Here is a 14,297-nt window from a genome sequence, read left to right as displayed (position 1 = left end):
TGGTGGTGCGGCGTGGTTGGGGTGGTCGTGGTGGGTGACGCGCCCGGGGTGGGACACACTTTTCTGCCTATAACCCTCAAGTAACCATTTTCAGGCATGAAAAAACCCGCTCCCTCTAGCTCTCACTAGGGGAAACGGGTTTTTATCGTTGGCGGTGACGGAGGGATTTGAACCCTCGGTACGGGGTTACCGTACACAACATTTCGAGTGTTGCACCTTCGGCCGCTCGGACACGTCACCAAACTCTGGAAATTTTACCCTAGATACCCCGGTCACTCAACTCAACGAGGCTTGCGGGCGGGGTTCTAGCCCTGGATATACCCGTCGATAGTGAGCATGGCGAGTTCGGCCCCCTCTTCGGGGGTGCGTTCTGCACCGTGGCGGGTTTCGTCCATGGAGAGCATGAAGACAGCACCAAAGATAATGAGGGAAACCCCCTCAATGGAGCGGTCTGTGCGCACGGTGTAGCGGGTAGCCAGACGGCTAATGAGCTCGCGGATAAAGCGCATAATATCGGCACGGATCAGGTCGGTGGTGGGCGACCAGTCCGCACCGGCCCGCCAGAGTTCAGAGACCCACAGGCGAGCGAAGCCGGGGTGCTCGCTCAGATAGATAATGGCGGCGTGCAGGGCACTCCGCAGGGCTTCTCGCGGGTCGTCATGCTTACTGGCAACCGTGGTCATCTCGGCCAGCAGCAGCTTGGCACCGTACTGCAGGAGCTGGTCGATCATGGTCTTCTTCGACCCAAAGTTGTAGTAGACCGTGCCCTTTGAGACTCCGGCGCGTTCAGCAATATCTTCTACGGTAGTCGCGGTGGGGCCGCCTTCGCTCATGATGTCCATGGCGGCTTCAAAGAGTTTGAGCTGGGTCTTATTTGTGCGTCCGGGGCGGCGTGTGCTCGCCTCAACCACCGGTGTTTGGTGCGCATAGACGACCGTTTCTACCTGTTGCGTGGTCACACCTTCCCCTTACCGTATTTGAAAAAATAATGTTTCTTTTTCAAAGATACATGATGGCGGGGCAGGGTTGCAGGTTTCTATCACTCGTGTGAAGAGCTATTTTCTCTCTACCGATGTTTTCTAAAGAAAGTAGTCAGCAGCTCGGCGCATTCGCTCTCAAGCACGCCGGGGTAGACCTCTACCCAGTGGTTGACTTTGCGGTCGCGCAGCACGTCGTAGACGCTCCCGGCAGCTCCTGTTTTTTCTTCCCAGGCCCCCATCACCACGGTGGGCAGGCGGGCCAGCAGGATAGCCCCGGCGCACATGAGGCAGGGTTCGAGGGTGACAACCAGGGTGCAGCCCTCTAGCCGCCAGCTCTCCAGGTGTTCGGCAGCCTGCCGAATGGCAATCACTTCAGCATGGGCGGTAGGGTCGGCATCGGCTTCGCGCCGGTTGTAGCCGCGCCCGATCACCTGCCCGGCGGCGTCCACAACCACCGCCCCGATGGGCACATCGTCGCTGACTAGGGCCAGCTTTGCCTGGTCAATGGCCTGGCGCATGAGGGCTTCGTGCTGCGGGTTGCGCGGACGCGTGGGCAGGGCGAATCGGGGCATGGTTCCTTCGGCGCGTGCTTAGTTGGTGAGGGCCAGGGCGTAGGGCAGGACGGCGGTCGCACCGGCTGCCCGCAAGGTACGGGCGATGACGGTAGTTGACCAGCGAGAGTCAATTCTATCGGTGACGACGAGAACCGGGCCCGGGTTGGTCGCTAGATAGTCGGCCGCCGCCGGGGGTAGGCGGTAGGCGTTCAGCACCCCGGCACAGCGGAAAACGCTGTTGCCACCGAAGTGGGCGGGAGCGTCCGCCAGTTCAAAGTCGCCCAGGTCGGCCAGGCGTCCGGCTGCGGCGATGCCGCGGGCCAGCGAGGATGCCAGCTGTGGACGCACCGGCGAGGGTAGCCCAATGACGGCAACCGGGCGCTCTTCCCAGCCCCATTCAGCCAGCACCTGCAGGCTGGCTCGGCCCAGGTCGGCGGGGACGGGGCCGTCCGCAGCTTGCCCGTCGGGGCCGGGGGTAAAAATCTCGCGCAGGCGGTTACCCCAGCCCAGGTCGGTCAGGCGGGCTAGTGCCCGGCCCTCACTAGCGCGTTCAGCCTCGGCGATCTTGCCGCGCAGGGGCTTGCCGGTGACTTCATGTACCGCCTGGGGAACCAGGCGGTCAAGGCCAGTGGGCCACATGCCGCGCGGCTCAATGAGTACGCCCACGCGGGCCAGGGCCGCCCCTGCCTGCTCGGTCAGGGCCAGGTTGAAGCCGGTAGGGTACCAGGGGCCGGCGCACACGTCGCAGATGCCGCAGGGACGGGCTGTGATGTCGTCGAGTTCGCGGGCGAGGAAGACCATGCGGCAGGTATCGGTGTGCTGGTAGGCCAGCATGGCTTCCTGCTCGCGCTGACGGGCCTGGCCCACCCGGGCGTAGCGGGGGGCGTCGTAGTGCCAGGGGGCTCCGGTCGCTACCCAGCCGCGGGTGCCGCGTTCTACAGCCCCTTCCACCGCTAAGACCTTAAGGAGCAGGTCAAGAGAGGATCGCTTAACATCGACTCGGGTTTCGAGGGCGGGCACACTCAGCTCTGTGCCCGCAGCGGTTGCCTCGGTCAGCGCCGCCAGCACGGCACCGGTGTTTTCTTCGGTCGGCATGGAGGCGGTGGCGAAGTAGTCCCAGATTTCCCTATCTTCACTGCCGGGTAGCAGGAGCACATCGGCCTTGATAGCGCCGCGACCGGCTCGGCCCACCTGCTGGTAGTAGGCCACGGCGCTAGAGGGAGCACCCAGGTGCACCACAAACCCCAGGTCAGGCTTATCAAAGCCCATCCCCAGGGCGCTGGTAGCTACCAGGGCTTTGACCCGGTTTTCTTTCAGGGCGCTTTCGGCCTCGCGCCGTTCGTCGGGGTCGGTTTTACCGGTATAGGCCAGCACCTCGTAGCCGGCGGCTCGCAGGGCTGTGGCGGTATCTTCAGCCGCTGAGACGGTCAGGGTGTAGACAATGCCAGAGCCCGGCAGTCTGGCAAGGTGGGTGGCTAGCCAGCCCAGGCGGTCGCTGGCGGTAGGTAGGGTAAGGACGCCCAGGCGTAACGAGTCGCGGGACAGCGGGCCCCGCAGAATAAACACGTCGTCAGCGGAGCCCGCGCTACCCTGCTGCCGGGTGCCGAGCTGCTCGGCGACGTCCTGCACCACCCGCTCGTTAGCGGTTGCGGTGGTAGCCAGCACGGGGACGCCGGTGGGCAGGGCAGCAATCAGGTCGCGGATACGGCGGTAGTCGGGGCGGAAGTCGTGCCCCCAGTCAGAGATGCAGTGGGCCTCGTCGATGACCAGCAGGCCGCAGGTGCGCACCAGCTCGGGCAGCCAGTCTGATCGGAAGGAGGGGTTATTGAGCCGCTCAGGGCCCACCAACAGCACATCGAGTTCACCGGCAGCGAGCTGGGCGCGCACGGCGTCCCACTCGGTCACGTTCGACGAGTTGACCATAGCTGCCCGCACCCCGGCGCGGGCAGCGGCCTCTACCTGATCGCGCATAAGAGCCAGCAGGGGTGAGACGATGAGGGCGGGTCCGCTCCCCCGCCTGCGCAGGAGCAGGGCAGAGAGGAAGTAGACCGCCGACTTACCCCAGCCGGTTCGCTGAATCACCAGGGCCCGGCGGCGCTGCTGCACCAGGGCTTCAATAGCCTCAAACTGGCCGGGGTGGAAGGCGGCGGCCGGGTTGCCGGTCAGGCGGGCAAGGAGCTCGGTAGCCTCGGCCCGCAGGCTCCCGGGCGAAAGGACGCCGCCCGCCACCGGGTCTGGCTGTTGGGGCAGGGGCACTAGCGCTGGCCCCGGTCAGCACCCAGGTAGGCCTGCTGCAGCTTCCACTGCTGGTAGGCCTTGATCTGACGCATGTAGGTTGAGACGGGGTTCTTCCAGACGAAGACCAAAAAGACGATAGCTAGCACACCAGCGAGCAGGTCTACCAGCATGGTCCAGTGGAAGACCAGAAGCAGGGTCAGCGCGCCCATGAGCAGGTTCAGAGCCTGGATGCTCGCCACGACGGTCAGAACGATACGGGCCCAGTTATGACCCTTGTTCATCATGATGGTGAAGAAGACGAGCAGGGCAGACCAGATAAGACCAAAGACCAGACCCATAATGAGACCGGCGGTGGCGAAACCTGTATCTGTGCTCGCAGTTATCTCAGCCTCCGCCGCAGCGATGTCTTCTTCGGTCATCATCCCGCTGAAGAGGGAGAGGATGCTGTTGCTCGTTGCTTGCTGAATCTCCTGGTAGAAGATAGTGCCCAGAATAGACCCCAGAACACCCAGACCAATCATCACGTACATGATGAGGCTGGCGGTTTTGAGGGCCTGCGGGCGCTCGGGGGCATCCATGTGGGCGGGTAGGCCCTGGCCGTAAGCCTGGGCGTAGCCAGCGTAGGCTCCCTGCTCGGTATAGTGACCGGGCTGGCTTGCCGAGTAGGCCGGGGGCTGGGCCTGGTTGGGGTAGGTGGGGGGCTGCTGGGGCTGGTAGTTACCGGTGGTGTTGTCGTTGCCGGGGTACTGGCTCACGGGGTCCTCCTGGTCAGTGGGTGGCCGATGCTTATTTTAAGCCTACCGGCCAATAGCCCCGCTCACCAGGGTTTACGCGATTTCGAAGATGCCGCGGGCCCGGTCTTTTTTGACGGCTGAAGCGGGGAAGATACGGCCGCTCATCGAAATGTAGACGCCGGGTTCGAGCAGGTTGAGGGCGGCGACGGCTGCACCCAGGTTGAAGCTGGCGTCGGACTTTCGCATAGACGCCGGCTGCATGGCCCCGGTGAGCACAACTACCTTGTTGCCGAGGGTGGCGTTGGCTTCGAGGTAGCGGGCGGTTTCGGGCATGGTGTCGGTGCCGTGGGTGATGATGACATGGTCGTTCTGCACGGCGTCGAGGGCCTCGGTCAGCACGGCGCGGTCAGCATCAACCATATCGAGGCTGTCGAGCTTGAGCACGCTTTGAACCTCAAAAGCGGTGTCGGTGAGCACGAAGCTCAGCAGTTCGGGCACCGAGGGCTCACCGATTTCGAGTTCACCGGCGACGGAGTAGACCTTATCGAAGGTGCCGCCGGTGGTCAGGATGGTAACGGTTTCTGCGTTGTTGATGGGCATGGCTTCCTTGAGGGGTTGGGGTACTTGTTTCTAAGTCTAGTGGAGGGCAAGCGGACGCCCGTGGCCAGCTCAGTGGGCGAAACGGTAGCTCAGCACCCCACAACTTTCACCGATAGCGAACGGGGTCATGCGAGGGTTCGGTAAACACGCGGTAAACACCAGAGAAAGTAAGGTGGGCCACAAAATTTTACCCCGAAAACGTCAAGTCTATACAACCTTAAAGTCGTCACAACTTTAAGGGACAAACCCACCCTTCTTTGAAGAAAATCCAGCAATATTTCAAACACTAAATAAACCCGCCCACCATCAAAGTCAAGACCCCGCACCCACCCCAAGCAAGGGCGTCCTAACCTGCGATATAAGTGCGCCAAAACCCGCTCCTAGAATGACTCGTAAGCCCCCCAGCGGCCCACCCACACACCACCTCACCCTAGGAGCAAACCATGAAGCTCGCACCCAAAGTAGCAGCAACCCTCTCAGCAGCTGCACTCGCCTTCTCCATGGCGTCCGCACCCGCCACCGCCGCCGAAAGCGCCAGCGCGGGCAACGGCACCATCATCAACACCTACCCCGAAACCCCGGCCCTCAACGCCACCCTGCCCATCGTGGAGACCTACCACAAGAGCGACTCCCTCAAGGCCAACATCCTCAACGCCCGCCCCGTCTGCAACGCCTGGGAAGACTACCGCACCGTGGTCTACAAGGTCACCGACAACTTCACCCCCGTCGGTACCATCTCAACCACCAACAGCACCTCAGCCCCCGTCAACCTCACCCAGAACCTCTCCAAGACCCAGACCGTCACCATGAGCGTCAACGGGTCAAAGACCGAAACCGCCTCCTTCAACCTGGGCGGCACCCAGAACCTCGATAAGGGCAGCATCAACGCCGGCATCGCCTACTCCATCGCCAAGACCGTAGGCGGCGACGCCTCCTACTCCCTCTCCTGGAGCGTCGGCCAGACCATCGGCCCCTACGAAGTACCCGCAGGCTACACAGGCGAAGCCACCTACGGCTTCCGCACCATCGCCATGACCGGCACCCAGCAGTACTGCATGCTCAACGGCACCTGGTCCAACCCCGTCGCCTGGCGCGCCAACGTCCCCATCAAGAACCAGGTCACCGTCAAGCTCTACAGCAACCCCGCTGACTCCTACTAAACCGCCCCGTCTTTGAGAGAAGGTACCACCATGCAGACCGCTATCACCCGTCGCACCGCCCTCACCTCCCTAGCCCTGGGCACCGCTTCCCTAGCCTTTGCCGCCTCAGCCCATGCAGCCACCCCCGCCTACGACCTGGAACCGGTACTCACCGTCTCATCCTGGAAGGCTGAAGGCTACGCTGGCCTGGTCGCCCTGCGCCTCAAGAACGTGGGCACTGAGCGCTACTACGGTGACTTCCCCGTGGTCTCCTTCCGCATCGACGTGAAGACCGCATCGGGCCCCACCGGCGTTGACCGTCTCATTACCCCCGGCTGGTTCAACGGCGCCTACACCCGCGATCTGGGCTTCGACACCGCTACCTCAACCCGCAGTTTCCTGGTCACCCTGGCCAACCCCATCAAGGCAGGTGAAACCCAGCTGGTCGCCAACCTCAACTTCGGTGATGGCCTCACCTCCGAAGGCCGCCTGCGCAACTACATCACCGTCACCCAGGTCGGCCGTATCGCCGGCGATACCTCAACCGGTAACGACCAGAACCGCGATTCCCGAGAAATCACCCTGACCGATACCGGCCGCAAGGCAAGCGGCATCTTCTAAGCCGCCCGGCCTCCAGGCCTCGATTACCCGGTTACTGCACCCCGGCGTCCTTCTGCTCCCCGCATGAGGACGCCGGGGCGCAGCCTTTCGCGGGTAGCGGCAGAGTCAGTAGCATGGGAGGGTAACAATCCCCCGTGAAAGGCTGATGATGCCCGAAACTTCCACCATTGACCTGCGCTTCCCCATCGTGGGAGCCCAGTGGCTGGCAGCCAATATTGCCGCCCCGAACCTGGTCATCCTGGACGCCTCCGTCGGCGAGTTCGCCGGCGCTAGCACCGGCATACCCGGTGCCCGCCGCTTTGATATCGACGGTGAGTTCAGCGCCCCCGAGGGCGTGCACACCATGCTGAGCGCCGAGGACTTTGAAGCTAAGGTCCGTGCTCTCGGCATCAGCAAGGACGCGACCATCGTGGTCTACGACCGCCAGGGCATGTTCTCTGCCGCCCGCGGCTGGTTCATGTTTGTGGCTATGGGGCACGATAACGTCGCCGTGCTCGACGGGGGCCTGCCCGCCTGGGAGGCAGCCGGTTTCAACCAGCTCCCCCTCAACGAGGGCCCTTTTACTCCCGGTTCATTCGTGGCAGAAGACCGCGGCCTCTTCGTTGACGCGCTCACCACCAAGGCCTTTGCAGAGCGGGAGGACGCCGCCGTCATTGACGCCCGCAGCGCCGAACGCTTTGCCGGCACCGCACCCGAACCCCGCCCGGGTCTGCGGGCTGGCCATATTCCCGGCTCCGTCAACCTGCCCTTCACCTCCCTGCTCGATGAGCAGGGGCGCTTCCGGGCCCCCGAAGAAGTCAAGGCAGCCGTGGATGCAGTGGCAGGGGATGCTGAAACCCTGATTTTCTCCTGCGGCTCCGGCGTGACCGCCTGCATTGACGCCCTCGCAGCCTATGTATCGGGCTATACCGAGCTGGCTGTCTACGACGGTTCCTGGGCCGAGTGGGGCGCAGAGGACCCGGCGGGCCTGCGCCCCGTTGAGCGATAGCGCTACTGGTCGAAGTTTTCGGTCCAGTAGTCGTTGGCTCCGGTGATGTTGCCGTCCTCGTCGTAGAGGTAGAAGCCCTTGCGGTCGGCAACACCACTGAAGCCAGCTTCGAGAGCTTCCTTGAGTTTGACACCGAACTCGCGGACGGTTTCATCATCGCTTGCCGAGGCAATGTGTGAGGCGACGTTGAAGCCCACGGTGTCATAGGCAGCGAAGGGGCCTGCCTTGGTACCGGTAGCGATGGTCCAGGCCTTATCGATTTCTTCAGGGGTGCCTACGCCATTGACGTAGAGCTTTGCGCCGGCATCGAGCCAGGGAATGAGCAGGGAGTTCAGCAGGTAGCCGGGCTGCTCCTTGCGGACGTAGACAGGGACCATGCCGGTTTCTTCGGCGTAGCGGATGGCGTCCTTGATGTTCTCTTCGTCGGTCTTGGCGGTGCCCATAATCTCTGCGGTGTTGCGGATCCAGACGCGGTTGGCGTAGTGGATAGCCAGGAAGCGGTCGGTGTGGCCGCTGGCGTCTGCAAAGTCAGAGGGCAGCAGGGACGAGGTGTTGGTGGCAAGCAGGGTGCGCTCATCAGCTAGCTCCCCCACCTTGGCCCAGGTTTCGCGCTTGAGGTCGAGGTTCTCAGGCACGGCCTCGATGACGATATCGACGTCGCTGACCGCTTCTTTGAGGTCGCTGGTGGGGACGATGCGGGCGATGGCTTCGTCGAACTTTTCGGGGGTGTAGTCGGGAAGATCCTGTTCGTAGCCCTGACGGATCCAGGCCCAGCGGTCGGTTAGTTTTTCGAGGGCTTCGGGGAAGGCGTCGTAGGCAAATACCTTCTTGCCGTGCCAGGCTGCCTGCATGATGATTTGAGACCCCAGGACGCCGGTACCCAGAACAGCTACGGTCTTGAATTCGCGTGACATGGTCATCTTCTCCTTCGAAGTTGCGTTTCATTGATGTAATAAATACTACGCCTACTTATTCCGAAAGGGAAGCTTTACAGGGAAAATATTAAGAAGTGTGTCGGGCACTATCGAACACAGATTGCCACCAGCCCCACGACCCACGGATTAAAAGTTTTCGCCTTGGTTGCCTCCAGAAACCTGAACAAGGATTCACTGCGCATGCTGGTTACTTTGCTAAAACAGTAACCCCGGCGATGTGCAAAGAGCAGGGATCGTTCCGGGGTTTTCACTCTTCAGTGTAATACTAGAAACCATGGGAGACACTTTTCTGCCTATAACCCTCAAACGATGGCTTCAGGAAAAATAAAACCCCGCTAGTTCCTTGTAAACATAGGGAACCAACGGGGCTATAAGATGTGCGCCCTGTGGGGCTCGAACCCACGACCCACGGATTAAAAGTTCCAATCTACAGCCAGGCAGCCCTAGCAACCTTCCTGATCCAAAGAAGCCTAGACAACACCTACAAAGACCCTAACAATCAGACCTGCAGCTGCCGCAGCCAGGATGCCGATCATCAGTAACCCGGTGGGGAAGAAGACGGTTTTCTGGTTATCCCGGAAGACCACAACACCGAGGAAGGTCATCGTGCTGCCCGGTGGGCGGTCTGCAGCAACTCTGCCCACCTGGGCACTCAACCCTGCTGTGGGGTTACTCGTAGCGAAGCGAGCTGACCATCCCGGCTTCCATGTGATAGGCGTTATGGCAATGAAATGCCCACTCACCGGGGTTCTCAGCGATCAGGTCGGCGATTATGGTTTCACCCGGGCGGAGAAGGACGGTGTCCTTGCGTAGCCCGCCGCTGCCGGGCAGCGCCCACGTGTGGCCGTGGATGTGCATGGGATGGGGCATCATGGTCCTGTTGCGCATGACCATCCGCAGGCGCTGGCCCTCCTGCACGGTCGCGGAGGAGGATTGGCCGTCGGTGAGAATGCTCCATTCATACGGCATCATCTGCCCGCCCAGGTCGATGCTGACTTCTCGGTCTGGTGTGCCCTCGGGCAAGAGTGCACGGTCTGCTGGCTTCAGGGAGGACAGAAGCAGTCCGGTGGACGACAACTCGGGGAAGTCGACATCGGGGCGGGGGGCCTGACCGCCGGCGGTGCGGATGACAGCGAAGGCGCGGTCGTCCTTACCCACCGCCAAAGCCGTGAGCGGGAAGACGCCGTCGCCGAGGATGACCTCGACGTCGACACGCTCGCCCATGGACAGATAGATCGATTCGGTCTCCCAGGGCTGGACAGGGAAGCCGTCGGTGTGGGTGACGGTCATGCGGTGACCACCGAGGGCCACCTTGAAGATGGTGTCACCGCCGGAGTTGATAAACCGCAGGCGGGCCTTGTCGCCCGGGCGAGCCTTGAAGGTCCGGTGAGCACGGGGGATACGTCCGTTGATGAGGTAGTGCGGATACATCACATCGCCGGCATCCCCGCCAAGTACCTGATCCGGGGTGCCGTGCATCATCTGGTCGTTACCTCCCATTCCCATTCCCATTCCCATTCCCCCGTTATGGTCGCCCGAACCCATTCCGGTGAGCTTGTCGAGCTCATCGTCGGGAGTGCCCTGAATGCCATCGACCCAGTCGTCGAGCACGATGGTCCACTCGACGTCCTGGTCCTCAGCGTCTTGCGGGTCACGGATAATCAGTGGGGCGTGGAGGCCGCGATCAAGCTGCAGGCCGGTGTGGGAATGGTAGAAGTAGGTGCCACCGTGGGGGACTTCAAAAACATAGGAGAAAGACTCGCCAGGTTCAATGGGGTTCTGAGTCATGCCGGGCACACCGTCGGCTGCGTTGTGGAGTGCGATGCCATGCCAGTGGATGGAGGTACTCTCAGGCAGTTCATTGGTGATATCGACCTGGAGGACGTCGCCAGCGGTGGCCTCAATGGCCGCATCCCCGGTGTCAGAGACGTACCCCCACGTCTTGGCTTCGATGCCGCCGATATCCAGGGATAGGGGCCGGGCGGTCAGTGTCCGGCGCACCGTCGGCTCACCGAGCGCAGTGGGGGTGGGAATGGGGCGAAGGGAGGGACCTGATCCCGAGGCAGCGGGTCCAGGGGCGCTGGTGCAGGCGGTCAGGGCCCCGGTGCCGGCGAGGACGAGCCCGCCGAGCAGAAACTGTCGTCGGGAAGACGCGTTTGTCATGATTTAACCTTTCTTGGTGCAAGATTTCAGTGATACGGGAGACAGGTACAGGTGAGGACCCTGCTGAGCCATCACGTCAGGCGCAGGTCTGTGACACAGGTGGCACCGTCGTCGGTGGTGGAAAACTCCGTGGTGCCGGTACGCCCCTGGTAGCTGACCTTAATCAGGCCGGTGGTATCATCAGGAAGCCAGAAGCCAATAAACCCATTGTCGAAGGTGGTTGTCGCCTCGTCCACCAGCACCTCACCGGTCGCCTCATCGGTGATCGTGACCTGGATATCCTCATTGTCGAGTTCCCCCAGGCAGGTCGTGAGGCTGTGGTAGAAGCAGTCGTGGGTGGAGGTGAGATAGGGTGCGATCGAGACATACGTCTGATTGTCGGGAAGATCGACCACGACTTCCTGGTCATCGCTCGAGAGCAGCAGTTCATCGGCACGCACTGAGGCGATCAGATCCGTGGGACGCTCAGTGACCTTCTGCCGGTCGAGGTGATCAATGATCTCCACCGCGTCCATGTCGGCCAGGCCATGGGTAGTCAGGAATGTATCCTGGGACACTGTCCCGTCGGCGGTGGGTTCCGGGTCGGCGGCCGAACACCCCGTGAGGGCGAGGGCAAGGGCGGCGGCTGCGATCACTGCTCGTTTCACGTCAATCTCCTTGGATCGTGGTAAGACCGTGAGAAGACACCGTCTCAAGGTCGATGCCATACCTTATGTCTAACACGGGTGCCTGACGGACTAGAAAACAAAAACCCTGCTCACAGCACTATGACAGGGCGAAAAGGGGGTGAATTCGGTGGGCTGGGTCACCACCGGGTCACCACCCCACAACCGTGGGCGATGTCCTTCTACCCGCCCCGGGTATGCGGTGCAGGCAGTGAAATCCCTGGTGGCACCTGCTGAACCGGCCAGTGGAGGCGATGCCGCCGGCCCGGGGTGGGGCACAGGGGTGACGGCGGTCGAAGGGTGATGTTTGAAGATTTGATGAAGATTTCCCCGCCGGGCACTGAGCGAGGGTGGTATTCCCCCCTGGCCGGAGCGATACTGGGGTCTATGGCTGACTACACACCGACCACCGCCACGCCCCCGGGGCGGGTGCTGGTCGTCGATGATGAACAACCCCTGGCTCAGATGGTGGCCTCCTACCTCATCCGGGCCGGCTTCGATACCCGCCAGGCTCACACCGGCACCCAGGCCGTGGACGAGGCCCGTCGCTTTTCCCCCGATGTTGTGGTGCTGGATCTGGGGCTACCCGAACTCGACGGCCTGGAGGTGTGCCGACGGATTCGCACCTTCTCGGACTGCTACATCCTCATGCTCACCGCGCGTGGCAGCGAGGACGACAAGATCAGCGGTTTGACCCTGGGGGCGGATGACTACATCACCAAACCTTTTAGCATCCGGGAACTGGTGACCCGGGTGCATGCGGTGCTGCGCCGCCCGCGCACCAGCACCACCCCACCGCAGGTGACCACCCCCTTGATCGTTGGTGACCTCATCCTTGACCCCGTCGCCCATCAGGTGCGGGTGGGGGAGACGACCGTGGAGCTCACCCGCACGGAGTTCGAGCTGCTGGTTGCCCTGGCTCTGCGCCCCGGCCAGGTGCTGACCCGCCACGACCTGGTCACCGAGGTCTGGGACACCACCTGGGTCGGTGATGAACGCATCGTCGATGTCCACATCGGCAACTTGCGTCGCAAGCTCGGCACCGACACCCGGGGCCGGGGGTTTATCGACACCGTGCGTGGCGTGGGCTACCGGGTGGGGCAGCCATGAATCACGGACCCGGCCTGACCTTCCGCTTCCTGGCCGCCCAGGTGTTGGTCGTGGTGATTAGCCTGCTGGTGGCTGCGGCCGTGGCCACGATGGTGGGCCCGACCCTGTTCCATGATCATATGTTGATGACCGACCAGGAGGACCCCTCGCTGGAGCTGTTCCATGCCGAGCAGGCCTACCGGGACGCCAGCCTGATCACCCTGGCCGTCGCCCTGCCCACCGCCTTGATCAGCGCCCTGCTGGCCAGCCTGTGGTTGTCGCGTCGCCTGCGCACCCCCCTGCAGAATCTCACCCGCGCCGCTACCAGCCTGACGGCCGGCAACTACCGTATCCACGTGCCCGCCGGAGAAGCAGGCCCCGAGGTCACCACCCTGGCGCATGCCTTCAACACCATGGCCGACCGGCTGGAACACACCGAACAGGTCCGCCGCCAGATGCTCTCTGATCTGGCCCACGAAATGGGCACCCCCTTATCGGTGCTCACGGTCTACCTCGATGGCCTCCAGGACGGGGTTGTGGACTGGAATAATGCCACCCACACGATCATGGCTGATCAACTCGCCCGCCTGACCCGGTTGATGGAAGACATCGACGATGTCTCCCGGGCCCAGGAACACCGGATCGATTTGGACCTGGCGGAGGAAGGGCTCGGGGATCTGCTCCATACCGCCGCTGCTGCCGCGGGGGAAGCTTATGCTGACAAAGGCGTCGATTTACAGGTCGAGACCATTACGGACACCGCCCGGGTGCTCGTGGACCGGCAACGCTTCGGCCAGGTGATGAGCAATCTCCTGTCGAACGCGCTACGGCACACCCCGGCCGGCGGGCAGGTCCGGATCAGCGTCCACCGACAGGAGGCATCCACCGCGCTCATCCACGTCGCCGATGACGGCGAGGGCATCCCACCTGGCCAGCTCGGACACATCTTCGAACGCTTCTACCGGGGGGATGCTGCCCGTAGCCGGGACAACGGCGGGGCCGGTATCGGTCTGACCATCTCCAAGGCATTGATCGAGGCCCACGGCGGCACTCTCACCGCCACCTCCCCCGGACCCGGTCGCGGAGCGGTGTTTACCCTCCGCCTCCCGCTGTCCCCTCCCGACAGTGAGGAGGCTGCTCGGTGACCGTACCCTGCCCCGCGTGAGGGCCGTACCCTCCACCCCTTCCAAATATACCCCCCTGGGGTATATGCTAGAGAGTAGCATCGCCGCATCCCGCCAACCCGTAGGAGCTTTCCCATGACCACCTCCCCGCCCCGCCTCTTGCCGATGGCTTCCCACGGCTGCAGCTGTTGCGGGCCTGCCTCACGTACCGGCACCGCCTCCATCCCTGCCGCCAGCGACTCGTCAGCAGGAGGGTCCTCCCCTAGCTACCAGGTCACCGGTCTGACCTGCGGGCACTGCGCGAAAAGCGTGATCCAGGCCCTTCAGGCTCTTCCCCAGGTCGACGACGTCCAGGTTGATCTCGCTACTGGTGGTGTTTCCACCGTCACGGTCACCGGTGTCGTACCTCCGGAGATGGTTCGCCGGGCCATCGAGGAGGCCGGCTACGCCGTCTTATCCTGATCAGT

At 62.7% G+C, this 14,297-nt stretch carries 15 protein-coding genes and 1 tRNA gene; 6 read left to right on the top strand and 10 right to left on the bottom strand.

Features of this window, described 5'->3' with window-relative positions; all coding sequences use genetic code 11:
* Window positions 1-149 precede the first annotated feature (149 nt).
* The 6 genes from ACED88_RS08550 to ACED88_RS08525 form a co-directional block, all read right to left on the bottom strand.
* A tRNA-Ser gene (locus tag ACED88_RS08550) sits at window positions 150-240 on the bottom strand.
* Between the two features lie 65 nt (window positions 241-305).
* Window positions 306-959 carry a TetR/AcrR family transcriptional regulator gene (locus ACED88_RS08545; protein WP_449108137.1) on the bottom strand — a complete coding sequence of 218 codons (654 nt, stop codon included), beginning with the start codon at window positions 957-959 and terminating at the stop codon, window positions 306-308.
* A gap of 107 nt (window positions 960-1,066) precedes the next feature.
* Entirely contained in the window at window positions 1,067-1,552 is a 486-nt protein-coding gene (gene tadA, locus ACED88_RS08540; protein WP_449109347.1) for a tRNA adenosine(34) deaminase TadA, read from the bottom strand.
* 18 nt (window positions 1,553-1,570) lie between these two features.
* The gene (locus tag ACED88_RS08535; RefSeq protein ID WP_449109346.1) at window positions 1,571-3,790 is read right to left on the bottom strand and encodes a RecQ family ATP-dependent DNA helicase; all 2,220 of its coding nucleotides are present in this window, start codon (window positions 3,788-3,790) and stop codon (window positions 1,571-1,573) included.
* The gene (locus tag ACED88_RS08530; RefSeq protein ID WP_449109345.1) at window positions 3,790-4,527 is read right to left on the bottom strand and encodes a hypothetical protein; all 738 of its coding nucleotides are present in this window, start codon (window positions 4,525-4,527) and stop codon (window positions 3,790-3,792) included. Before ACED88_RS08530 ends, ACED88_RS08535 begins: the two co-directional genes overlap by 1 nt.
* A 72-nt stretch (window positions 4,528-4,599) precedes the next feature.
* The gene (locus tag ACED88_RS08525) at window positions 4,600-5,106 is read right to left on the bottom strand and encodes an asparaginase domain-containing protein (protein ID WP_449109344.1); all 507 of its coding nucleotides are present in this window, start codon (window positions 5,104-5,106) and stop codon (window positions 4,600-4,602) included.
* Window positions 5,107-5,549: 443 nt separating this feature from the next.
* Between ACED88_RS08525 and ACED88_RS08520 the strand changes: the two genes are divergently transcribed.
* The 3 genes from ACED88_RS08520 (at window position 5,550) to ACED88_RS08510 (ending at window position 7,854) form a co-directional block, all read left to right on the top strand.
* Window positions 5,550-6,266, top strand: a complete 717-nt coding sequence (locus ACED88_RS08520; RefSeq protein WP_449109343.1) for a hypothetical protein — start codon at window positions 5,550-5,552, stop codon at window positions 6,264-6,266.
* 30 nt (window positions 6,267-6,296) lie between these two features.
* Window positions 6,297-6,866 carry a hypothetical protein gene (locus ACED88_RS08515; RefSeq protein ID WP_449109342.1) on the top strand — a complete coding sequence of 190 codons (570 nt, stop codon included), beginning with the start codon at window positions 6,297-6,299 and terminating at the stop codon, window positions 6,864-6,866.
* A 145-nt stretch (window positions 6,867-7,011) separates the two neighbouring features.
* Entirely contained in the window at window positions 7,012-7,854 is an 843-nt protein-coding gene (locus tag ACED88_RS08510; protein ID WP_449109341.1) for a sulfurtransferase, read from the top strand.
* A 2-nt stretch (window positions 7,855-7,856) separates the two neighbouring features.
* On the opposite strand, the gene ACED88_RS08505 is transcribed toward ACED88_RS08510, so the two are convergent.
* The 4 genes from ACED88_RS08505 to ACED88_RS08490 form a co-directional block, all read right to left on the bottom strand.
* Window positions 7,857-8,768: a 3-hydroxyacyl-CoA dehydrogenase NAD-binding domain-containing protein gene (locus ACED88_RS08505; protein WP_449109340.1), complete on the bottom strand. Its 912-nt coding sequence runs from the start codon at window positions 8,766-8,768 to the stop codon at window positions 7,857-7,859.
* Between the two features lie 491 nt (window positions 8,769-9,259).
* Window positions 9,260-9,433: a hypothetical protein gene (locus ACED88_RS08500; protein WP_180377850.1), complete on the bottom strand. Its 174-nt coding sequence runs from the start codon at window positions 9,431-9,433 to the stop codon at window positions 9,260-9,262.
* Window positions 9,434-9,458: 25 nt separating this feature from the next.
* Entirely contained in the window at window positions 9,459-10,952 is a 1,494-nt protein-coding gene (locus tag ACED88_RS08495) for a multicopper oxidase domain-containing protein (RefSeq protein WP_449109339.1), read from the bottom strand.
* A 71-nt stretch (window positions 10,953-11,023) separates the two neighbouring features.
* Entirely contained in the window at window positions 11,024-11,599 is a 576-nt protein-coding gene (locus ACED88_RS08490) for a CueP family metal-binding protein (RefSeq protein WP_449109338.1), read from the bottom strand.
* Between the two features lie 405 nt (window positions 11,600-12,004).
* On the opposite strand from ACED88_RS08490, the gene ACED88_RS08485 reads away from it, so the two are divergent.
* The 3 genes from ACED88_RS08485 (at window position 12,005) to ACED88_RS08475 (ending at window position 14,292) form a co-directional block, all read left to right on the top strand.
* On the top strand, window positions 12,005-12,727 hold the full coding sequence (locus tag ACED88_RS08485) for a response regulator transcription factor (RefSeq protein ID WP_143539176.1): 723 nt from the start codon (window positions 12,005-12,007) through the stop codon (window positions 12,725-12,727).
* Window positions 12,724-13,851 (top strand): sensor histidine kinase, encoded by a 1,128-nt coding sequence (locus tag ACED88_RS08480; RefSeq protein ID WP_449109337.1) that lies wholly within the window; start codon window positions 12,724-12,726, stop codon window positions 13,849-13,851. Before ACED88_RS08485 ends, ACED88_RS08480 begins: the two co-directional genes overlap by 4 nt.
* Before the next feature lie 114 nt (window positions 13,852-13,965).
* Entirely contained in the window at window positions 13,966-14,292 is a 327-nt protein-coding gene (locus ACED88_RS08475; protein ID WP_449109336.1) for a heavy-metal-associated domain-containing protein, read from the top strand.
* Window positions 14,293-14,297 lie beyond the last annotated feature (5 nt).

Source organism: Rothia sp. 11273D007AR (assembly GCF_053547255.1).
This window is presented reverse-complemented; position numbering and strand designations above follow the sequence as displayed.

What these genes read in the sequence shown, in the direction of transcription:
- ACED88_RS08525 (WP_449109344.1), bottom strand. Translation starts at nt 5,106, where the DNA reads ATGCCCATCAACAACGCAGAAACCGTTACCATCCTGACCACCGGCGGC.
- ACED88_RS08475 (WP_449109336.1), top strand. Translation starts at nt 13,966, where the DNA reads ATGACCACCTCCCCGCCCCGCCTCTTGCCGATGGCTTCCCACGGCTGC.
- ACED88_RS08505 (WP_449109340.1), bottom strand. Translation starts at nt 8,768, where the DNA reads ATGTCACGCGAATTCAAGACCGTAGCTGTTCTGGGTACCGGCGTCCTG.
- ACED88_RS08515 (WP_449109342.1), top strand. Translation starts at nt 6,297, where the DNA reads ATGCAGACCGCTATCACCCGTCGCACCGCCCTCACCTCCCTAGCCCTG.
- tadA (WP_449109347.1), bottom strand. Translation starts at nt 1,552, where the DNA reads ATGCCCCGATTCGCCCTGCCCACGCGTCCGCGCAACCCGCAGCACGAA.
- ACED88_RS08495 (WP_449109339.1), bottom strand. Translation starts at nt 10,952, where the DNA reads ATGACAAACGCGTCTTCCCGACGACAGTTTCTGCTCGGCGGGCTCGTC.
- ACED88_RS08485 (WP_143539176.1), top strand. Translation starts at nt 12,005, where the DNA reads ATGGCTGACTACACACCGACCACCGCCACGCCCCCGGGGCGGGTGCTG.
- ACED88_RS08480 (WP_449109337.1), top strand. Translation starts at nt 12,724, where the DNA reads ATGAATCACGGACCCGGCCTGACCTTCCGCTTCCTGGCCGCCCAGGTG.
- ACED88_RS08520 (WP_449109343.1), top strand. Translation starts at nt 5,550, where the DNA reads ATGAAGCTCGCACCCAAAGTAGCAGCAACCCTCTCAGCAGCTGCACTC.
- ACED88_RS08510 (WP_449109341.1), top strand. Translation starts at nt 7,012, where the DNA reads ATGATGCCCGAAACTTCCACCATTGACCTGCGCTTCCCCATCGTGGGA.